14 protein-coding genes are annotated in these 21293 nt (G+C 54.3%); 8 read left to right on the top strand and 6 right to left on the bottom strand.

The window, feature by feature from the left end:
- Together ACFOSD_RS01670 and ACFOSD_RS01665 are read left to right on the top strand one after the other, a co-directional pair.
- On the top strand, positions 1-735 hold the full coding sequence (locus ACFOSD_RS01670) for a divergent polysaccharide deacetylase family protein (protein WP_380694292.1): 735 nt from the start codon (positions 1-3) through the stop codon (positions 733-735).
- Positions 732-1526, top strand: coding sequence for a TatD family hydrolase (locus ACFOSD_RS01665; RefSeq protein WP_380694294.1), 795 nt, complete (start codon positions 732-734; stop codon positions 1524-1526). Before ACFOSD_RS01670 ends, ACFOSD_RS01665 begins: the two co-directional genes overlap by 4 nt.
- Here the strand turns inward: ACFOSD_RS01665 and ACFOSD_RS01660 are convergent.
- On the bottom strand, positions 1520-5935 hold the full coding sequence (locus tag ACFOSD_RS01660; RefSeq protein ID WP_380694296.1) for a translocation/assembly module TamB domain-containing protein: 4416 nt from the start codon (positions 5933-5935) through the stop codon (positions 1520-1522). The genes ACFOSD_RS01665 and ACFOSD_RS01660 overlap by 7 nt on opposite strands.
- Positions 5932-7752, bottom strand: coding sequence for an autotransporter assembly complex protein TamA (locus ACFOSD_RS01655; RefSeq protein WP_380694298.1), 1821 nt, complete (start codon positions 7750-7752; stop codon positions 5932-5934). Before ACFOSD_RS01655 ends, ACFOSD_RS01660 begins: the two co-directional genes overlap by 4 nt.
- Positions 7753-7907: 155 nt before the next feature.
- Between ACFOSD_RS01655 and ACFOSD_RS01650 the strand changes: the two genes are divergently transcribed.
- Complete coding sequence (locus tag ACFOSD_RS01650; protein WP_380694300.1) at positions 7908-8792, top strand: LEA type 2 family protein; 885 nt, start codon at positions 7908-7910, stop codon at positions 8790-8792.
- 22 nt (positions 8793-8814) lie between these two features.
- On the opposite strand, the gene ACFOSD_RS01645 is transcribed toward ACFOSD_RS01650, so the two are convergent.
- Positions 8815-10143 carry a DEAD/DEAH box helicase gene (locus ACFOSD_RS01645; protein WP_380694302.1) on the bottom strand — a complete coding sequence of 443 codons (1329 nt, stop codon included), beginning with the start codon at positions 10141-10143 and terminating at the stop codon, positions 8815-8817.
- Positions 10144-10266: 123 nt separating this feature from the next.
- Between ACFOSD_RS01645 and dbpA the strand changes: the two genes are divergently transcribed.
- A complete protein-coding gene (gene dbpA, locus ACFOSD_RS01640; RefSeq protein ID WP_380694304.1) occupies positions 10267-11661 on the top strand; it encodes an ATP-dependent RNA helicase DbpA in 1395 nt (464 codons plus the stop codon).
- 6 nt (positions 11662-11667) lie between these two features.
- On the opposite strand, the gene ACFOSD_RS01635 is transcribed toward dbpA, so the two are convergent.
- Positions 11668-11877 (bottom strand): CPXCG motif-containing cysteine-rich protein, encoded by a 210-nt coding sequence (locus ACFOSD_RS01635; RefSeq protein WP_380694306.1) that lies wholly within the window; start codon positions 11875-11877, stop codon positions 11668-11670.
- Between the two features lie 139 nt (positions 11878-12016).
- A complete protein-coding gene (locus ACFOSD_RS01630) occupies positions 12017-13576 on the bottom strand; it encodes a phosphoenolpyruvate carboxykinase (RefSeq protein WP_380694308.1) in 1560 nt (519 codons plus the stop codon).
- Between the two features lie 350 nt (positions 13577-13926).
- Between ACFOSD_RS01630 and ACFOSD_RS01625 the strand changes: the two genes are divergently transcribed.
- Both ACFOSD_RS01625 and aceK read left to right on the top strand, forming a co-directional pair.
- Positions 13927-14913 (top strand): LysR family transcriptional regulator, encoded by a 987-nt coding sequence (locus tag ACFOSD_RS01625; protein ID WP_380694310.1) that lies wholly within the window; start codon positions 13927-13929, stop codon positions 14911-14913.
- 120 nt (positions 14914-15033) lie between these two features.
- Positions 15034-16776, top strand: coding sequence for a bifunctional isocitrate dehydrogenase kinase/phosphatase (gene aceK / locus ACFOSD_RS01620; protein ID WP_380694312.1), 1743 nt, complete (start codon positions 15034-15036; stop codon positions 16774-16776).
- Between the two features lie 207 nt (positions 16777-16983).
- Here the strand turns inward: aceK and ACFOSD_RS01615 are convergent, their stop codons facing one another.
- Entirely contained in the window at positions 16984-19542 is a 2559-nt protein-coding gene (locus ACFOSD_RS01615) for a glycogen/starch/alpha-glucan phosphorylase (protein ID WP_380694314.1), read from the bottom strand.
- Positions 19543-19744: 202 nt separating this feature from the next.
- Between ACFOSD_RS01615 and ung the strand changes: the two genes are divergently transcribed.
- Together ung and ACFOSD_RS01605 are read left to right on the top strand one after the other, a co-directional pair.
- Positions 19745-20440 carry a uracil-DNA glycosylase gene (gene ung, locus ACFOSD_RS01610; protein ID WP_380694316.1) on the top strand — a complete coding sequence of 232 codons (696 nt, stop codon included), beginning with the start codon at positions 19745-19747 and terminating at the stop codon, positions 20438-20440.
- Between the two features lie 103 nt (positions 20441-20543).
- Positions 20544-21182: an Lcl C-terminal domain-containing protein gene (locus tag ACFOSD_RS01605; protein ID WP_380694318.1), complete on the top strand. Its 639-nt coding sequence runs from the start codon at positions 20544-20546 to the stop codon at positions 21180-21182.
- The last annotated feature ends 111 nt before the right edge of the window (positions 21183-21293 follow it).

The raw sequence follows: 21293 nt of genomic DNA, 5'->3' as shown, positions 1-21293 counted from the left end.
ATGTGGCGTGGTGTTCTTTACTGTCTTGCGCTGTGCGGTGGATTGCTGGGCGGATTAGCTGCTCATGCTGATGCCGCAGCAGCGCGCATGGTCATCATTATCGATGACGTGGGGAATAATTTTGCCTTAGGCAAAGCCGCGATAGAGTTGCCGGGTAAAGTAACCTACGCTGTATTGCCCGGCCTCGCTTACAGTGAACGTTTAGCCAGAATGGCGCATGAGCAAGGTAAGGAAGTGATGCTCCACATGCCGATGGCGAACCAGGGTCAACTGGCCTTAGGGCCGATGGGACTGGAGCGCGACATGACGGCGGAACAATTACGCGCTACGCTCAGTCAAGCCTTGGCAAATGTGCCCTTTGTCGCCGGTATTAACAATCATACTGGGAGCTTTCTGACCGAAAACGCTAACGCAATGCAGGTAGTGATGAACTATCTGCGCGAACATGACCTCTATTTCATTGACTCGTTAACCTCACCGGACAGCGTGGCGTTTGAAACCGCGCGCGCCCTGGGTGTACCCGCGTTGCGTCGGCATGTGTTTCTGGACCACGAACAAACCGACGATTTCATCATGGGGCAGTTTAGCCAAGCGTTGGGGATTCTCGAACGCGGCACCGAGGTGATCGTGATCGGCCATCCTTACCCGGAAACCATTGCCTTCTTAAATTGGATGCTGCCTTTGCTGCCGGAAGCCGGTATTGAGGTGGTCAGTCCGTCGCAGCTCTTACCATGATGCGTTTTACCGATAGCCACTGCCACTTCGATTTCCCGGATTTCGCAGCGGATGCTTCAGCGTTGCTGCATGCCTGTGCTCAGCGCGGCGTGTCACGTTTACTGGTGCCGGGGGTCAGTGCGGCACAATGGCAACGGTTGTCACCCTGGCTGGCGGCGTGGCAACAGGACTGTCCGGTCCGAGTTTACGGGGCATTTGGTCTACACCCCTGTTATGTGCAGGAACATGAATCGGAACACTTACACCAACTGCCCGAGCGGCTGCAGGCTGCGTGGGTGGTGGCCGTGGGTGAAATAGGGCTCGATGGTACACAGCCGGATATGCCCAAACAAATCCGGTTTTTAAACGCCCAACTGGCGTTAGCAAATAATGCGCGATTACCGGTGATCCTGCATCAACGTCAGGCCCATAATGAACTTATTCGTGCCCTTAAGCATACGCCACCGATACACGGTGGAGTGGTGCATGCCTTCAGTGGTTCGTTGGCCATGGCGCAAGAATACATTGCTCTGGGTCTAAAATTGGGCATAGGTGGCGTAATGACTTACCCGCGCGCCGCCAAAACTCGTGCCACCGTGCAGGCCTTAGCAGCCGAACATCTGTTGTTAGAAACCGATGGTCCCGACATGCCGCTCTTCGGGTATCAGGGGGTACGAAACTCGCCAGTGCAAGTACCCAATGTCTTTCGCGCCTTGTGTGCCTTGCGTGGCGTCACCGAGGTCACCTCGCTTGCGGCGCAATTGGAGGCCAATGTCGATGCGACCTTTCCGCGCCTGACGCGCCGTCAGTAGTCGCGCCGCCAACGCAATTCTATGCCACCAAAGGTACTGCTGGAGCGCGTGAACGTTTCTACACTCAGGTTAGGGGTCAGCTCAACTTCAACACTGCCGCGCCAATCACTTTGGTCGTTCAATTCCGTATCCAGCTCCACGTAGACGCGATTATTCAAGTACTTGCCTACTCGAACGGTGACGTCATCATCTTCTTCGCCCGTACTATCAAATTCCAGGGTATCTAAGCCTAAGCTGTCGCGGGTCACCAAGACCAGATCAAAACTGTTGCCGCCACGGAGCTGGTTAACCGCGCTGGCTAACTGCACAGCCTGAAAGGGCGTCATATTTTGGATAGTTTTACCGAACAACAGCTGCGCGACGATCTCATCTTCCGGCAAGACAGGGATAGAGGACAGTTGCAGTTGGAACTGGTTGGCATTCCCGGTAACTCGGGCTTCGATACGGGCACCGGAGCGGTCGTAAACGGCTAAAAGGTTGAGATCAATAGCTTCATCCACCAAGCGAACTTCGCCTTCCTGAAGTCGAAAGTCTCGGGTCAGCAAATTGAAGGTACCCGATTCCACCACGAAGGCGCCATCGGTTTCATAGTCGCGCACGGTGCCGAGAACACGAAGTTCGCCGGATAACCGGGCGTTCAGACCGTTCCCGCTGATACTGGCGGGCTCTAGGGTTCGTACTGCGATGTTTAAAGCCATGGCGTTAGCGACCTCGGTCCCCGCGTTGCCGTTTTGTTCGCCTTCAATGTTCAGTTGCGCCACCGATGGACCGGACAAGCGGTTGATGAGGATGTTCAGGTTGGATAGCCCCAGCTCACCCGACAGTGTGAAGTCGGGCCACGCTCCGGTTAACGCCAGATTGCCGGTGGCGAGACCTTGCACATCACTGCGTTGGACAACGGCCGTTCGATCAAAACGGAGGCGTATGTCACTGTGCGGGCGTCCTTCGCGCCAGGATAACTGTCCACCCACGTCGACGCTGCCTGTGGTGGCGCGGGCATTACCACTTAAATTCAGCGTGGTCAGATCTTCGGCCGCCACGGAGATGTTGATGCGATCGAATTCAGCGCCGATTTCCGGTAGGCGCAATGCACCATCCTGCCAAGCCAAATAGCCTTCCGCAGTCGGTGTCTGCAAACTTCCCGCGAGCACGCCTTCACCCCGCAAGTCGCCATTCAATTGAATATTTTCCAGTCCCAGCCAGAAAAACAGGTCTGACATATCGATGTCAGCCAACCATTCGCCAGAGAAGGACCACTCTGACCATGGCGTGTTAAAACGTTCGGAGAGCGGCAGTCGTGGCATGGCGGCGGACACGGCGAATAATGGCTTTTCGGGCCGGTTGAGACGCAGTGCACCGGTCAGCTCTGTGTCTGTTGTATCGATGACCAAGGCCAGCGATAAAGGCAACTGCTCATCAATGCCGGTTTGCGCAGCCGGAATTTCCAGGGTCGTTTCCCACCGGGTTTCAAGTGCGAGTTCGGGATCATCGACCGCGCCAGCAATGGTTAGATTGCCATTTCCCCGCCACAAACTGTCGGGCAACCCGAAGCGTTCAGGTATTCTGCCTGACAAGCCTTGCCAATCCAGTTTCAGGTTCCAGAGCTCCGGAGAATAACCACCCGTGCCACTGATGTTGACGCTGTCGCCAAGGCGAAAGTCCAAGGTTTCCAGTTGGGCAAAAAACACCTCCTGTGCATTGCCGGTAACACTCCCTGTTACGCTGCCTAGAATCGCTTGTTGGGCGTATTGCCCCTCGGTTCGTAGGTTAATATCACCGGACCATGTCGGCCATTCGGAGGACATGATCGCACGGCCAGAAACGCGCGCATCAACATCCGGCACGGGCATGAATCGTCCTACGGGGAAATCGGTCATTTGCGCGGTCAGCGTCTCGGGCATGAGGTCATCGGCAATATTGCGCGCGCTGAGTTGCAGGGTTGCTGGCCCCCAAGCCACGTCAAGGGCATTGATGTCCCATGTGGTCAGCGCATAGTCCGACCAACGGCCACTTCCGGTTAATTCTGCCTGCACGGATTCCGTTTCCCAGCGACCCCGGTGTTGGCTGGTAAGGCTTAAATCGGCATTTTGCATATTGCCGGTCCACTGAATATGCAAATCGTGTTGTACCGAGGCTTCATTGAGGCTGGTCGGTAAGGTTAGCCACGCGGCAACATCCTCGGTGCGCAGGCGTTGCAAGGTAAGGTGCCACTGGCCTTCCCGCCACGGCCGTCCGGTGCCTTGTACACTGAGTGCGCGGTCCTGCCAGGTCAGGTCGGACCATAGACGTTCGTCGTCCCAGCGCAGTTCGCCTACCAGCGGATGGCCTTCATAGTCCGCCGTTATCGTGGCGTTGGCGCGTATTGTGGGATCACCCAGTAGGCCGACAATTTCCCATTGGGTGTCTAGTACGCCGCTGGGCAATTGGGTTGGCCAGGCGGGCAATTGGCTCGCTAGGTCGGCAAAGCTCAGTTGCAGTTGCTCGGCCGTCGCTTGCACCGGCCAGGTTTTCCATGAACTATCCCATTGTGGGGCAATGTCGGCGCTGGCACGTAAGCGACTGTCACGCCACTGCGCTTCCCATCGGTTGATGGCGAAACGATCCCGCGAAATTTCGTTGGCTTGGAAGCGCATAAGCCATGGGCTACTTTGCCATAAACCTCGGCCTACGAGTTCGGCATCGCCTTCAAGGCCGTTCCATGGGCCTGATGCATGGCCGGTGCCAGAGACTTGCGCACGTAAGGTGTCAGGCCAGGTCACGAAGGTGCCGGCAATCATATCCACCGGTACTTCAGCCAGTGTCCAGCGAAAGTCGGTGTTTCTTGCGCGCAGGTTGGCGGTGCCGTGGCTCGTAATACTGGCGGTATTGCCGGCGGCTTGTATGTCTAAGGATAAGTCTTGCCAGTCAAGGACCGGATAAGCCAGTTGGGTTGCGGCGCGGGCCTGCCAAGGCAAGTCGGCAAAATCGGTGGGCGTTGGCCAACGCCCGTTGGCGGCCAGCGTGCCGCTCCAAACAGGCAGGCGCAGCCGACCGTCCGCGTTGCGGCCATTGCCCAGTACCTGCCCGTTAAGGGCAAGGCTGCTCACCATGCTAGGGACAGCGTACCGTGATAAAAAGTTTTGATTGACGGTACTGACGAGGTCCAGCGTGCCAAGTTGCGTGGCCCAATTCCAGTGTCCTTCAGCGCTGGCTTCACTGCCCCCTGTACGGAGTTGCACCGCCAGTTGTTCGGCCCTGAACCTTTGCCCTTGGGCGTCCCAAGTAGCTTGCGCGGTATTCTCATACCAATGCAGGTTGGCGCGTCCGGCACTTTGCCAACGTTGACCGGGTTGAACGTCTAGCGTGAAGCGCGCCAGATCATTGGGTTGCACCGGATCACCGGCGCGTAAGAAGTTGGGCAGAACGCCATACAGCCACGGCTGAAGCAGGGTTAGTGGTATATGAACATCTGCTTGCAGCGCACTCTGGTCGCCCTGCCATTGACCATTGAGGGTAGAAACATAGTCGTCAACCTGCAGGCGGAGGTCGGAAAATGCATAGCCCTCGGTACGCTGTGCTACATTTCCGGTCAATTCAAGCGCGTGGTTTTGCCAGGGTAGCGCTATACGATGAATCTGTGCCGAGCCCTGGTCGATGTCTACATCCACGTAGGCTTGCGCCACCATGGGTACGTCCTGCGGCCAGTTCAGGTAGGCGTGCGGCCAAGCACCCGCGGGAAGATTGATGTCGAGTCGAACTTCCCACCGATTTGCCGAGAGGTCGTCCGATGGTAGGGTCGGACTGAGTTGGGCATTGAACAGCTGGTCATTTTGATTAAACCATTGCGCGGTTACGCTGGGCAGTGGCTGCGCGGTAGGCCATTCGAGACGTCCAGAAAAAGTCCCTTGCAAGGCACTGCCCTGCGGATCGGTTATGCGCAGTTGTGCGAATTCTATGGCATACAACCAAATGCCGGGTCGTTTCAGTGCTGTTTCCGGTTCTGCAGCGGCCGCGGTATCGCCCTGTAATGCGGCCACGCTCCGGCGTAATTGCGCCAGATCCAATTCCGCGTGTTCGGCCTGCAACAACTCGACTGCGTAAGGATTTTCCCACGGACGCTGCGGCAGCAGTACTTGTACACGCTCAAGATAGACGAAAGATTCTGCTTGGTCTGGCGCAAACACACGCAGTTGACCGACATGCAGTTCGTGGAGGCGTGGCATGCGCACATGCCGGGCTTGAATGTACCAGCCGGTGTGTTGATTCACGGCCGCTATGGCTTGGTTGATTAATATCTGTCGACCCGTGGCGGTGCCGATCAATACAGCAATCAGGATAACCGCCGCGATCAGCAGCGTGAAAACAATATGAAGTAGGTAGCGGTTGATACCGTGCAATACCGCGCCAACACTGTGCAGAATGAGTTTCAAAATGCTTGTCCGATGCTGATGTAAAAACTTCGATTGTTCTGCCATTTCGGAACGGGCCAAGCGACATCAAAACGAATGGGGGCAAACGCGGTAAAATAACGCAAGCCAATACCGGCACCCGAAACACGATCATCCCAGTCTACGGTCGTATCGCTGCTCAGCCAGGCCGAGTCGAGAAACAGGGTGACCCCCCAATTATCCAACACGCGCCAGCGTTGTTCCAAGCTGTTTAGCAGGCGCAGGCGACCCCCACCTGACACGCCCGCTTCTTGGTAGGGCCAGCCGCGTACCGAGCCGCCACCACCTGCATATAGGCGTTCACTTTCATTCAGTTGCGCAAAATCCAACGGTTCTCCGAGACCCACCAAACTCGCGGCTTCGGCATAGAGGGCCAAGGTCAAAAAAGGCCAGGGTGATTCATACCCTCTAAACCCGGTAGTGAGGCGAGCATAATTCGGTTGGGATATGGATAATGACCAGTTGGGCTCCGCCGATAGGATGAAATGCGACCCGCGACGTGCGTCCAAGACATCATCACGCGTATCGCGGACCACTGATGCGGGGAGGGCGAACCACTGTTCATACACCGTATCATTGTCTGTGGTTAACCAGGTTGAACGCAGGTCGGCGCCTAGGGTGCCGGTCCAGTCACGAGATAGGATTTGCTCCAGGCTGACGCCGTTTTGCCATACCACGGTTGGCAAGGTATCAAACTCCGTGCGCTCAACGCGAGTGCTGAAGGTGAACCGGGGATAATAGGGTTGCCGCCGCGGAATGATGTAGGTCGCACTGGCCGCTTGGCTGAGCAGGCTCCATTGGCTGCTTAGAATCAGGTTTTCTCCGCGTCCGGCAAAATTCCGATGTGCCCACTCGCCGGACAGGCCGATACCGGCATCGGTGTCGTAACCGGCACCCAATTTTATCGTGCGATGAAAACGCTCTTGAACCGAAAAAATGACATCGACCTCGCCATCGTCAGGTTCCGAGACAACTTCATTGATTTGTGCAAACAGGTTCGATTGATACATGTTCAGGCGTGCTTGATCGAGCGCCGGGCGCTGAAAGCATTGCCCCGGTGTCAATTGGCTAAGGCGGGCGGCCCAGCTGCGCTCTACGGTTTCCAGACCGTCTACACGCAACGAACGAATCGTCACTTCTTGACTGGGATCCATATAAAACCGCAGATCGCCGGTGTGTGTGCTGTAGTCCAACGCCAATTGATAGCGCACATTCACCCGCAGAAAACAGGTCGATTGCTGAATCTCACGCTGTAATTGCGCTTGGGCATCCAAGATGGTTTGCGCATGCACCGGTTGACCACTGCGAACCAGGCTCTCAGCCGCCAGCGGGCTGGGCACGCCGGTTGGCCAATCCCACGTTACGGTGCGTAAGCGAAACAGGGCGCCGGTGCGAATTTCGTAACGCAATTCCTCATATTCATCCAGTGGACGTGGCGTGATGGTGTGGCTGTAGTACCCCATGGCACGGAGATGATCACGTAAAATGCTTTGTTCGGTGCTTTGTTGCGCCAATGGCCTGATGGTCACCAAGGTATTGTTTTGTTGTTCCGCCCGATAGGCATCCAGCGCCGCCCGCAAGCGCGTCGCCACCTCTGTATTCACGCTGCTGGTAAATAAAAGCGTTTGTTCGTTGGTGGTATCAAAGCGGCGAGTATCCGTAGGCACCTGTGCCCATAAGCTGGCGCAAAGTACGACCCACAATCCGACAACATTGAGGCAAAAGCGAGCCGTTGCAGAAAGCCAATGTTCAAGTTTTGGGGTCACAATCACCGCGCGCTCATGGTCTTTAGGCAGCACAATAGACTCGTTGCATACCCATGGTTAGCGAAAGTGCACACTGTAACAGCCCTTCGCCAGCTTGTGGACTGTCTATACGGGCTTTTCACGAGGCTAGACGCTTTGCTTGCGACATCGTATGGTAGGCGTCTTCATGGCCGCTGTGGTAATACCGTATGCTGTACAAACTTGATCGTCGTCAGGCTTGGACTGGGTTGTTGCAAGGATTATTGGGCTGGACGGTTATTTTCTGGCTAAGTGGTTGCGCGAGCTTGCCATCTACGGCATGGCAAGAACCAGAAGTGAACATTCTAAGTAGCCGCTTGGTGGGGTTGTCGCCAACGGCAGCCCAATTGGAAACGCGTGTAGAGATCAATAATCCAAATCTGTTTGCCATTACGATGGGTGCTTTGGATTACGAACTGACGGTCAATGAGCGCCGTGTCGTGGCGGGTGAGCAACGGCAGGGCAATACGCTGGCCGCTGGCGGCAGCACCGTAGTGAGTTTGCCCATTGAGGTGGTGTTCACGGACGTACTGAGTTTGGTGTCCGAGTTGCAGCAAGCTGACCGATTTGCCTACGCTATGGTGGGCGGAATGTCGTTCGATGTACCCGTATTTGGGCGGGTACGGGTGCCGTTGGCGGCTCAAGGCGAGGTGCCCATTCCCCGTTTACCTGCGGTGCAGGTGGTAGGGTTACGGGCCGAACGGCTCAGTTTGTCGAGTGCCGATCTGGTGCTGAATTTGGCGCTTACCAACCCTAATGCCTTCGGCCTACGGTTGGATCAATTTACCTACGAATTGGCGTTGAATCAAAGTTCGGTGGCATCCGGTAAAGTCCAGCAAACCGTAAGCCTCAATGAAGGCGGACAAGCGGTGGTCGAAGTGCCCATTCGCTTGTTGTTTATTGATGCGGGATTGGCCCTTTACGATGCTCTGCTGCGTGGCCAAACGTTGGATTACGGCTTGGCGTTTGAAAGCCAAGTTGGAACAGGGCTGCCCATCATGGACGCATTTCCCTTCAGTGTGGTGCAGGATGGGCGCGTGCAGTTGCGACGTTAAGTCGCAACTGCACCGTGCTGGATTAGTCTTCTACTTTTTTGCGCTTTAACGGCGCAAAGCCATCACGCGGTGCAGGCGGACGAGAGGGGCGTGGCCCGGATTTCTTCTTTGCCTTATCTTTTTCTGCTTTAGCTTTAGCGGCTTTGCTGGTTTTGGTTTCTTTGGGCTTCTTCTTACCGTAGGCCTTGCCAGAACTTTTTACTTTGGCCGGCCCTTGATAGCTGCTTTTCAGGCCGGGCACTTCGGTGCGGGCGAATGCAGTGCTCAAATAGCGTTGAATACGGGCCAGCAAATTCCATTCATTCGGGGCGATCAGACTCACCGCACGGCCCGGAGCACCGGCGCGCCCGGTGCGGCCAACGCGGTGCAGATATTCATCGCCTTTGCGCGCCAAGTCAAAATTTACCACCAAGCCCACGTTCGGAATATCCAACCCGCGCGCGGCAACATCGGTGGTAATGAGAATTTGCACGCGACGGTCTCGCATGCCGCTGACCACCGCATTACGGGCTTCTTGCGTCAAGTCGCCATGCAAAAGGCCACAGCGCCGGGTGCCATTGCGTAACTTACTGTGCAACCGTTCGGCTTTCACGATGGTGTTGGTGAACACAATGATCTGTTCGTCGGCGGCCACGTCCAACAATCCAAGCAACTGTTTTTCTTTAAAGGCGTCATCATCCGACAGCGCATATTGCTGCACAATGTGGCTGGGCACCCGCCGCGATTCGTGCAGGGCGATGGTCTCAGGGTCGCGCAACAATTGTCGCGCCATGGCCAACACGCCTTTGTGGTCGAGGGTGGCGGAAAACAACAGGGATTGGCGTTCAGCCGGGCAGTGCTCGGTAATGGCCACGACATCTTCACGGAAACCCATGTCGAGCATACGGTCGGCTTCATCCAATACCAGATATTCCACATCCGAGAGATCAATGGAGCCGCGCTCCAGGTGCTCTTTTAGCCGACCTGGAGTGGCAATAACGATATCCGGTGTTTTGCGTAAGGCGGCTTCTTGCTCTTTAAAGGCTACGCCACCGGTAATGCTCAAGCTAGTGACATTGATTGCGCCGCCGAGTTGTTCGCAGACATGCTGAATCTGCCGTACCAGCTCGCGTGTGGGGCCTAAAATTAATGCCCGAATACCGGTATGCGGTGAGGGCGTATGATTGAACGCGGACACGAGCGGCAGCACAAAGGCGACGGTTTTGCCACTGCCGGTTTCCGCGCTGACCATTAAATCTTTGCCATCCATTATTTTGGGGATGGTGGCGATCTGGACATCGGTGGGTTCATGTATGCCATGTTTGGTCATAGCACGAGACAAGGGCGGAGCAATTTCCAATTCGTTGAACACTGAAGATACCTAGTAGCACGGAGTAGTGGGGTCAATTGGACGCGAGTATAGCAGAGCTTCGTACGGAACGCCGTGTTCTGTGGTACTCTGTGCGCCGGATTTTTTCTTTAGGGTAGGTGCCGCATGTCGGCTCAGTTCAGCGATTTTTCATTACCCCCAGCGTTGTTACAGGTATTGACGGCTTTGTCGTTCAGCAGCCCTACGCCCATTCAAGCGGCGGCGATACCGCTGGCCTTGCAAGGACGCGATGTGAAAGCCAAAGCACCGACCGGCAGCGGTAAAACGACGGCCTTCGGTGTGCCACTGGTGAACTTGTTAAACGCCGACCTGGTGCGTGGACAGCAGCGCAAGGTACAGGCGCTGGTGGTTTGTCCCACGCGTGAGTTGGCCGAACAGGTGGCTGGTGTAATACGCCAATTGGCGCGCTGGCAACCGAACTCAAAGATTCTTACCTTGTGCGGTGGTGCGCCTGTCGGGCCACAGTTGGGTTCGCTTGAACACGGGGCCGATATTGTAGTGGGGACGCCGGGGCGTTTATTAATGCATGTGCGCAAGGGCAGTCTGATACTGGATGCGGTGCGCACCTGGGTACTGGATGAGGCCGACCGTATGCTCGATATGGGCTTTATGGACGATATGCAGACGTTACGTGAAGCACTGCCGAAGCAACATCAAACGCTGTTGTTTTCGGCCACCTACGCGCCGGAAATCGAACAGTTCTGCCACGCGGTGTTGCAGAACCCGGCAGAAGTGGACGTGGCGCAAGCTGGCGAAGCTCCAGAAATTGAAGAGCATTGGTTGGTGGCGGGTAAGGATTTAATGCAGGGGCTGTTGCAGGCATTGCAACGGTGGCCTGCTGAGCAGGCTATCTTGTTTTGCAATACCAAGGTGGAGTGTGCCGAAGTGGTCGACAAATTGCGCCAGCACGGCTATAGCGTGGCAGCCATCCAAGGTGACATGATGCAGCGCGACCGCGAAAAGGTCTTAGCGAGCTTCGCCCATCAGAGTTTGCAATTATTGGTGGCCACCGATGTCGCCGCCCGTGGTCTGGATATTCCGGCTTTACCGCTGGTAGTGAATGTCGATTTACCGCGCGACCCAACGGCCTACACGCACCGGGTAGGGCGCACCGGTCGTGCCGGTGAAAAGGGGTTGGCGGTCAGTGTGGTTTCTACGATGGACAGTAAACGGGCACAAACCCTTATGGAACAGCGTGCCATGCCACCTCAGATCGCGCCAATGGATCCTAAGCGGCAGGAGCCCGTGCCCGAAAAACCGGCGTACATTACATTGGAGCTTGATCAAGGCAAAAAGGCCAAGTTACGCCCCGGCGATATTATGGGTGCGTTGACCGGCTCGGCAGGTTTGCCCAGTGATGCCGTAGGGAAAATCACCTTGTTTCCCCTGTATACGTTAGTTGCGATACGGCGCGCTTATACCCGTCAGGCGGAGGCGGCGTTAAAAGAACACGGTGTGAAGAAAATTCGCGTAAAAGTTCGACCATTACGACTGCCGTAGCGTTGATCAGTCGCCCGGGCTAAAAATGTCACTTTCCCGGCGCGCATAGACGCGCGGATGGTGGCGATCATCAAACTGTACGCTCAGTACCATGGGGCGACAACACACTTGGCAGTCTTCGGTGTAGTCTTGTTCCGGTTCGCTGGGGTCGACGTTAATGTTGAGTGATACGTCGCAGTATGGACAATGAATCCGCGCTGAATCGATGAGTCTCATGATGCCTCCGTTCGCCTCTCCAATTACTACAGGCGTGTTGTAAACATAGTGTGCGACAGTGGGACTGGCAAGGTCGGTTACAATAAAAAACCCGCCACAAGGGTGACCTGTGGCGGGTTTTTCTGATCGGTCGATTGCCTTAGGCGGTTGCGGCTTCTAATGCCTGCGGGCCTGCGGCAACAATGTCGTCCGTCACCTTGAATTGCTTGAAGTTCTGCTTGAACTGAGCAATCAGATCCGCCGCTGCGGCATCGTATTTTGCCGGGTCAGACCAACTCATCCGTGGATTAAGTAGCGTGCTGTCTACCCCGGGTACAGCTACCGGCACATCCAGGTTGATACCGGGCAAGCGCTGGGTCGGCACATCTTTCAACGCACCGGTGACCACAGCATCAATAATGGCGCGGGTTTCCGGAATGTTGAAACGACGACCTTCACCATAGCCACCTTGTGTCCAACCGGTGTTCACCAGATACACATCCGCACCGGACTCGGCGACGCGCTGGCGCAACAAGTCAGCATAAACCTGCGGTGGGCGAGGGAAGAACGGCGCACCGAAACACATGCTGAACGTTGACTTAATGCCTTTCGCTGCACCCATTTCGGTTGAACCGACCAGCGCAGTGTAGCCACTGAGGAAGTGATAGGCAGCCGCTTCGGAGCTTAGTTTAGCCACCGGTGGTAACACGCCGGTAAGGTCACAGGTTAAGAACACCACAGCCTTGGGTTCCGGGCCATTGTTGTCGGCTACGCGTTGCTCGATCAGGGTCAGCGGATAGGCGGCACGGGTATTTTCCGTCAGGCTGACGTCGGTATAGTCAGCCACATTGTTGGCGTCCAATACAACGTTTTCCAGCACTGCGCCGCGACGAATGGCCTGCCAGATCATAGGCTCATTCTTCTCGCTGAGGTTAATGCACTTGGCGTAGCATCCACCTTCAAAGTTGAATATTCCGGAGCGGCCCCAACCGTGCTCGTCATCACCGATCAAAAAGCGTTTCGGGTCAGCGGATAAGGTGGTTTTGCCGGTGCCAGACAGGCCAAAGAACAACGCCGTAGTACCATCTTTACCCATGTTGGCCGAGCAATGCATGGGCAGGATGTCAGCGCCGGGAAGTAAATAGTTCAGAGAGGAGAAAACGGCTTTCTTCATTTCACCGGCATAGCGCATGCCCGCGATCAAAATTTGGCGTTGGGTCAGGTTGATGATCACCGCAGCTTCGCTGTTGGTGCCATCGCGTTCAGGTTCACAGACAAAGCCGGGCGCGTTCAGAATTTGCCAAGGGGCTTTACTGGCCGCATTCCAAGTGTCTGGCACGATAAACAGCGTACGCGCAAACATCTGATGCCACGCCGTTTCGGTACTGACTTCAAGAGGAATATAATGTTCCGCACTGGCACCGGCATGTAAATGCCCGACGTAGTGTTTGCGTTCGCTCAGGTAGGCAGCAACCCGCGCCCATAGGGCATCGAATTTGTCTTTATCAAAGGGGCGGTTGACGGGCCCCCAGTTGATGGTCTGCTCGGTTTCACTGTCGGACACGTAAAAACGGTCTTTGGGTGAGCGGCCGGTGCGTTGACCCGTCGTGACGACCAGTGCACCGGTCGAAGACAAGCTGCCTTCGTTATCTTCCAGTGCACGTTCAATTAATTGTTCAGTAGACAAGTCTACCAGGGCCGTGGGGCTGGCCGGGTTCATTGGCGTTTCTCCTCTAGTTGAATCCCGTAGCAAAAATAGCCCTACTGATAATTCAGTAAGGCTTTTTTTATTCAGGCACTCTAACGGTGCCTTTCGGTTGGTCACTACTGAAAATTTTTCAATAGCTACCTAGGTAGTCTCTCGATTTTTCGTGTTGTAACACGTAAACCCTATGTTACGCCAGAACCGGCGTGAAGTACCACCGTTCAGCGGGGTGGAATGTGCATCATTCAGGATAAAAACCTGTGAATTTAGCGCAGAACTGAACGGTAAGGCGTTTCATGCTTGCCAGATTAGCGAACGCCGGATAAGGTCGGAAATCGTCATTGACTATGTTCGGAATAATGCCCGTGAATATTGCGCGCCACGACCTGAATTTATTGGTGTATTTGGATGTCCTGCTACGGGAACGCAATGTTACCCGCGCCGCAGAACGTTTGAACATCAGCCAGCCTGCCATGAGCAACGGGCTTAAACGGCTTCGCGAAATGTTTCACGATCCCTTGTTGGTGCGCACTTCCCGCGGCATGGAGCCCACCGTGCGGGCGCTGGCCTTGCAGCCGGTGATTCATCAGTTGTTAATGGGTTTGGAAGCGACCCTGCAGTCGGATGAGGACTTCGATGCCCAGACCGAATCGCGGGTTTTTCGCATTATGGCCAGTGATTATGCGGCTTCGACGTTACTGCCCGAGTTGATGCGGCGCATTCGAGATCAAGCGCCGCATTTGGTGCTGGATATTATGACCCCAAGTGATGTGGACTTCCGGGACGTTGAAGAAGGCAAGATCGATATGGCGATCAATATGTTTGAGGACTTGCCGCTGTCGTTCTATCAAAAGAAGCTGTGGCATGATGACTTTCGTTGTTTGGTGCATCATCAGCACCCCTGCGTGGAAAACTTCACGCTGGAGTCCTACTTGGCCGCCGACCATGTTTGGGTGAGTAAAACAGGCTACGGAGTGGGTACAGGCATCAGCAGCAAAGATATGCAGAAACTCGGTTGGGTAGACCGACGTTTGGAGCAGTTGGGCTACGCAAGGAAGATCAAGTTATTCACTCGGGACTACCACGTCGCCATGTACTTGGCGTTATTTCGTGACCTGATCGTGACAGTACCTGCCCGCGCCGCAAGAATCTATGCGCCACTGCCCCAGTTGGCCATTTTTAAACCGCCGTTCGATATACCGCCCATCGAACTCAAAATGGTGTGGAGCCCGCTGTTGCATCATGACCGCAGTCACATTTGGTTGCGCCAGCAAATTTCAGAAGCCGCTGAACACATCCAAGAAAAAATTGATGCCGCTAAGGATATGGATAAGCCGTTGGGTCTCAATTGATATTGAGTGTATATGTCCCATAGCCATCACGCATAATCAGAATTCTCACGATGAATGCTGTCGTACTGGGCATGGATATTTAAGCTGGTACACTCGTTGCTGAAACGGGAGAACACTACCATGTCGGAACCAACCGCCCGCTTAATTGCACAACGCATTTGTCAGGGCTTTGATGAACATTATTCGCGTTTTCGCTTGATCACTCAGGGCGCGCAAACCCGTTTTGAGGCGGCGGCCTGGCATCAGGGTCAGCAGCGCCATCGTGAACGTATTCACTTATATGAAGACAGTGTCGCGCATACTGTTGCCCAGATTCGGGCTGAGTATCCCGCCATGACCCAGGTAGACGCCGCCCTGTGGCGTGTGGTGAAGCAAAGTTTTTGTCGGCTGATGTTGCAGCACCGCCAGCCTGAATTGGCGGAAACCTTTTTTAATTCAGTGTTTTGTCATCTGTTTGACCGTCAGTATTATCACAATGAATTTATTTTCGTGGATTCCTACGCCGACGAAATTCTCACTGTACGGGACAGTCATGCGTATGCCAGTTACTACCCGCGCATGGATGGGTTTGAAAACAACATTCAAGATATCCTGCACAGTTTTGATTTGAAGCTGCCCTTTGAAGACTTGGAACGTGACGTTATCCGGCTGCGTGACAGCTTCTATAAACAGTCGTCGGTCGCCATTGGTCCGAGTGATAACTTGCGCATCGACATATTAAGTAATCTGTTTTTTCGCAATAAAGCGGCGTATGTTGTGGGCCGGGTGGTCAGCAAAGATGCCCATCAGCCCTGCGTAGTACCTATTCTGGTGAACGAAAACCGGCAGCTCTATCTTGATGCCTTACTGATGGATGCGTCCGACGTTAGCATCGTGTTTGGGTTTGCGCGCAGTTACTTTATGGTCGATACCATTGACCCTTCAGGCATCGTACGGTTTCTGAAGGAGCTGATGCCGAACAAGCGCAAATCCGAACTGTACAATGCCATTGGGCTGCATAAGCACGGCAAAACGGTGTTCTACCGTGACCTGCTGATTCATTTGAAAGAAAGCGCCGACAAGTTTGTGATTGCACCGGGCATTGAAGGCATGGTGATGTCGGTATTTACCTTACCGTCCTACCCCTATGTGTTTAAAATCATCAAAGACAAATTTGCCCCCAGTAAATCCAACACCAAGCAAGGCGTCAAAGAAAAGTATCAACAGGTTAAGCACCATGATCGTGCCGGCCGCATGGCCGATACCTTGGAATACCGCCATGTAGCCTTACCGCGCAGCCGGTTTGCCGATGAGTTGGTAGAGGAACTGTTGCGCGTCGCGCCTTCGGAAGTCAGTTTGGATGGCGACGATGTGATCATCGGCCATCTCTACATTGAACGCCGTATGACCCCGTTAAACCTCTACCTTGATCAAGCAACACCGGCACAAGCGGCGGACGCTATCATCGACTACGGGTTAGCGATCAAGGAAATTGCGGCAACGAATCTGTTTCCCGGCGACATGCTGCACAAGAACTTCGGGGTCACACGCGTGCATCGGGTGGTGTTCTACGACTATGACGAGGTGTGCTACCTCAATGAGTGTAATTTCCGAAACATCCCGGAAGCGCAGACCCTAGAGCAGGAAATGGCCAGTGAACCTTGGTACTCCGTGCATCCTAACGATGTTTTCCCGGAAGAGTTCCGTCACTTTTTGGTCACCGATAAAGTGGATAAGGACCTGTTTCAGCGTGTTCATGGTGACTTGTTGACCGCAGATTATTGGCGCGGTTTGCAACAAAGGCTGCAAGAAGGTTTTGTGGAAGATGTATTTCCGTACCATGAGAACAAACGGTTTTCGTTTCAGTACGGTGACGATATCTAAGGGGCAAAAAAATGCGGTGATCGATGCTCAGCCCGAACATCGAAACACCGCGTAAGTGAGTGTCTTCAGAGGTTTGTCGATCCCTCAACCGATCATCAAGGCGCCCCTACAGCACCCCGAAGACCACACAACGGCGTCCTGTTGTTGTGTATTCACGACAGGACGCATAATATTTTAAATGATAATCATTATCAACAAGTTTATGGGTTAATTGTCTCTTGGATACGCTTTAAGGTGCCAAATCCGGTCCACATAGTCCTGAATGGAGCGGTCTGAGTTGAACTTACCCATGGTGGCCGTATTGATGATGGCGCTGCGTGCCCAGGCCGTGCCATCACGATACTTTTCATCCACGTTGCGTTGCGCGTCGCTGTAGGCGCGGAAGTCCGCCAATACTTTGTATGGGTCACCCCCTTGCAACAGGCTGTGTTTAATACTGGCGAGCGCGCCGGGTTGACCGGGTGTGAAGTAATCGCTATCGAGCCAGTCCAATACCGCCCGAATCTCTTCGTCATGGTCGTAAAAGTCATACGGATTGTAGCCTCGCGCATTCAAGGCTTTTACTTCATCCACCGTTAACCCGAAGATAAAACAGTGATCTGCTCCGGCTTCTTCGGCAATTTCGATGTTGGCACCATCCAATGTGCCGATGGTCAATGCACCATTCAGCGCCAACTTCATGTTACCGGTGCCAGAGGCTTCCTTACCCGCTGTCGAAATTTGTTCCGAAACATCGGCAGCGGGGATCATTTTCTCCGCCAAACTGACCCGGTAATTGGGCAGCATAACGACTTTCAGTTTGCCGCCGATGCGCGAATCGTTGTTGATGCGTTCAGCGACCTTGTTGATGGCAAAAATGATGTCTTTCGCCAAGTGATAACCCGGAGCAGCCTTCGCGCCGAACAGGAAGACACGCGGCACCATGTTATACTCCGGGTTGTCCAGTAGTCGACGATACAAGGCTAAAATGTGCAGCAGATTCAAATGTTGGCGCTTGTATTCATGCAGACGCTTGATCTGCACGTCGAACAATGCATCCGGGCTGACCTCAATGCCGGTCAGGCGATGAATTTCGGCTACTAGGTCAACTTTATTTTCCCGCTTCACAGCCATGAACGCTTGTTGGAATTTGGCATCATCTGCCTTGGCGATTAAACCCTTTAATTTATCCAAATGTAGCGGCCAATCTGCATCAATGTGCTGGTCAATTAACGCCGCCAAACGCGGGTTGCAGGCTTTCAGCCAGCGCCGTGGCGTAATGCCGTTGGTCACATTGGTGAGTTTTTCTGGCCATAATTCATGGAACTCAGGGAATAGGTCGGTTCTGACCAGGTCAGAGTGTACTTGCGCCACACCATTGACCTTGTGCGAGCCCACCACCGATAAATGACCCATCCGTACCATCCGTTCATGACCTTCTTCGATGATGGACAAGTGCTGTTTCATGGCATCGTCGCCCGGCCATTGGGCGTCAACTTGTTGCGTCAGGAACTGGTGGTTGATGTCATAAATAATGTCCAAATGGCGCGGCAAGACTTTCTCAAACAGGCGGACCGTCCATTTTTCCAAGGCTTCTGGCAACAGGGTATGGTTGGTGTATGAAAATACCTGTTGGCAAATACCCCAAGCATCCTTCCACGCCATATCATAATCATCGATCAATACCCGCATGAGTTCCGGTATCGCAATGGCCGGGTGCGTGTCGTTGAGCTGAATCGCGACTAATTTGGGGAACGAGGTCCAATCGTCGCCATGGGCGCGGCGATAGCGGCGCACAATATCGGCCACCGAGGCGGCACAAAAGAAGTATTGCTGAATCAAACGCAGTTCTTTGCCCGCATCGGTTTCATCGTTGGGGTAAAGTACCTTAGAGATGGTTTCGGCCTGGGCCTGTTCTGCTTGTGCATCGACGTAGCCACCGGCGTTAAAGACGTCCCAGTCGAAGAAGTTCGTGGCCCGGCTTTCCCACAGGCGCAAGATGTTTACGTTGGCGCCGTCGTAACCCACGATGGGAATATCCCAGGGTACGGCTTTGATGGTGCGGCCAGCGTGCCATACTTTTTTGGGTGTGGCCCCTTCATAGCGGGTTTCTACATAACCATAGAGTTTGACTTGCTGTGCAGACTCCGGGCGGCAAACTTCCCATGGGTTGCCGTACTCGCGCCAGGCGTCTGGACGCTCGATCTGTCTGCCATCGCGGAAGTGTTGTTCAAACAAACCGTGTTCGTAATGAATGCCATAGCCCACGGCAGGCAAATTCATGGTGGCAAGTGAATCCAGAAAACACGCGGCTAAACGGCCCAAACCGCCGTTACCCAAGGCCATGTCGGGTTCTTCTTCCAACAAATCATCCAAATTCTGGCCGAGCCCTTCAAGCGCTGCGCGAGTTACATCAAACAAATGCAGGTTGTGCAGGTTGTTGGACAGCAAACGGCCCATCAGGAATTCCATCGACAGGTAGTTCACCGCCCGCGTATCGTAGCGGGAGTGGGTTTTTTGCGTATCGGTCAAACCGGCCATGACGAACTCGTTCACGGCGAAACTGGTGGCGCGCCACCACGCCTGCGGGGTGGCCTTCTCTTCATAAGTGCCTTGCGTACCACGCAAATGCTGAATAATCTTGCCTTGCAGCGCCTTTGCGGTAACAGGGGCCTTGCGCGCGCTGGCGGCTTTTGTCGCCGGTTTTTTAGCGGCGGCTTTCTTGGTGACAGTAGTTTTGGTGGCGGTGGTGGTCGTTGCTTTGGTGGTCGTTGCTTTGGTGGTCATTGTTGTGTCCTTTTTGAAAGGAAGGATCGGGCCGACGGTTTATTGATCACATACAAATGCCGTGCCGATATAGAATTACTCTTCGATTGTACGTGGGTGGTTCGCTGGGGTGCAGTCTGATTAGGGGTGGAACTTGGGTGGAGAAGAACATCAGTCTGGCTCTGTTCGATAAGGATAGATTCAACAAAAAAGCGAGGGGTATATGAGCCTAGACACATTCCGGGAATCCTTGCCAGCATCCTGGCTTCCTTTGGCGGAGCCTTTTATCTCGACGCCCCAAGCACAAGCCTTGGCAGAGTTTGTGGCTATGGAATCGCGCACGCAGACCGTTTATCCGCCCACCGTGCAGCGGTTTCGAGCATTGCAAGCGCTGGCCCCAGAAGACGTTAAGGTGGTGATACTCGGGCAGGATCCATACCACGGGCCGAAACAAGCCATGGGCCTGAGTTTCTCTGTGCCGCGTGGAGAAGCCATACCACCATCGTTGCAAAATATGTATAAAGAGTTGATGGCCGATGTGGGCTTTCTACCACCCAATCATGGCGACTTGACGGCTTGGGCCGAGCAGGGCATCTTGTTGCTAAACAGTGTGCTAAGTGTGCGGGCTGGTGCTGCGGGTTCGCACGCTAAGCGGGGTTGGGAGTCCTTAACGGATTGTTTGTTGCGTAATTTGGCGGCGCAACAGCACCACATTGTCTTCTTGTTATGGGGCAGCTACGCCCAGCGAAAAGCCGAATTTATTGATGCAGAACGTCATCTGTTGTTGCATGCACCGCACCCATCGCCGCTGTCTGCCTATCGTGGCTTTATCGGGTGTCGCCATTTTTCGCTCGCTAATGCCTATTTACATGCTACCGGTCAAAGCACCATCGACTGGCAGTTATCGAACGAACCGTAAGCGGGCAACTCCGTAATCTCACGGACAGCAACGACGGATAAAATAGGCTAAAGTTTGACCATAACAATAAAAAATCGTTCAAACTGAGCGTAGGGAGTGAGCCATGAATTTACAAACCCGCTGGCCGTTGGCCTACCGACCCTTAACAATAGCCACCTGTATTGGCTTAATGGCGCTCGATGCCAACGCGCAGAATAACTCGGCCGAACGCTTCAATAAAATTGCGAATTCAGGACTGGTCATTCCACCGTCTGCTCCGTTAGGTGATGGTCTGTCGGAATGGGCCTGTACCCTAGACACCGCCAGTGGCTTGATGTGGGAGACAAAATCAGCATCGGCCAGCCATCTGCGCTATGCACAGCATCGCTATACATGGTTTGATGCCAGCACTGGCAGTGGCGCCACCGGCAACCCCCTTACCTGCAGTAACGCCTTAGGTGTTCAGCCGTGCAACACCGAAACCTATGCAGCAGCCGTTAATGCCAGTCGGCTCTGTGGGTTTAACGACTGGCGCATGCCAACGCTGTCTGAATTGCAAAGTATTCTGGACACTGGGTACATTGCTCCGGCTGTGAACCCGGACTATTTCCCGAATGCGTTGAGCGACTTCTATTGGACCGGCTCGCCATATGCGAACTCCACAACTCAGGCGTGGTATGTGCACTTCGGCACGGCTTTTTCCTATGGAAATGCGTCGCGCAGCAGTAATCGGTATGTACGTTTGGTGCGTGGTGACGAATAGGTGCGCCGCTTTGGTGCGCCTTTTCCGGCGCTGAGGGCACAAGAGCGTTAACCGCGTGCCGTCGTGCGTTGGCCCCGCAATTGCAGAACAGGGTTATGTCTGTCGTTGCCG

Source organism: Salinispirillum marinum (genome assembly GCF_042650105.1).
GTDB lineage: Bacteria > Pseudomonadota > Gammaproteobacteria > Pseudomonadales > Natronospirillaceae > Salinispirillum > Salinispirillum marinum.
The sequence above is the reverse complement of the archived record's forward strand: the minus strand, read 5'-3'. Positions and strand labels throughout refer to the sequence as shown.

What these genes read in the sequence shown, in the direction of transcription:
- ung (WP_380694316.1), top strand. Translation starts at nt 19,745, where the DNA reads ATGAGCCTAGACACATTCCGGGAATCCTTGCCAGCATCCTGGCTTCCT.
- ACFOSD_RS01650 (WP_380694300.1), top strand. Translation starts at nt 7,908, where the DNA reads ATGCTGTACAAACTTGATCGTCGTCAGGCTTGGACTGGGTTGTTGCAA.
- ACFOSD_RS01665 (WP_380694294.1), top strand. Translation starts at nt 732, where the DNA reads ATGATGCGTTTTACCGATAGCCACTGCCACTTCGATTTCCCGGATTTC.
- ACFOSD_RS01670 (WP_380694292.1), top strand. Translation starts at nt 1, where the DNA reads ATGTGGCGTGGTGTTCTTTACTGTCTTGCGCTGTGCGGTGGATTGCTG.
- ACFOSD_RS01615 (WP_380694314.1), bottom strand. Translation starts at nt 19,542, where the DNA reads ATGACCACCAAAGCAACGACCACCAAAGCAACGACCACCACCGCCACC.
- aceK (WP_380694312.1), top strand. Translation starts at nt 15,034, where the DNA reads ATGTCGGAACCAACCGCCCGCTTAATTGCACAACGCATTTGTCAGGGC.
- ACFOSD_RS01605 (WP_380694318.1), top strand. Translation starts at nt 20,544, where the DNA reads ATGAATTTACAAACCCGCTGGCCGTTGGCCTACCGACCCTTAACAATA.
- dbpA (WP_380694304.1), top strand. Translation starts at nt 10,267, where the DNA reads ATGTCGGCTCAGTTCAGCGATTTTTCATTACCCCCAGCGTTGTTACAG.
- ACFOSD_RS01635 (WP_380694306.1), bottom strand. Translation starts at nt 11,877, where the DNA reads ATGAGACTCATCGATTCAGCGCGGATTCATTGTCCATACTGCGACGTA.
- ACFOSD_RS01630 (WP_380694308.1), bottom strand. Translation starts at nt 13,576, where the DNA reads ATGAACCCGGCCAGCCCCACGGCCCTGGTAGACTTGTCTACTGAACAA.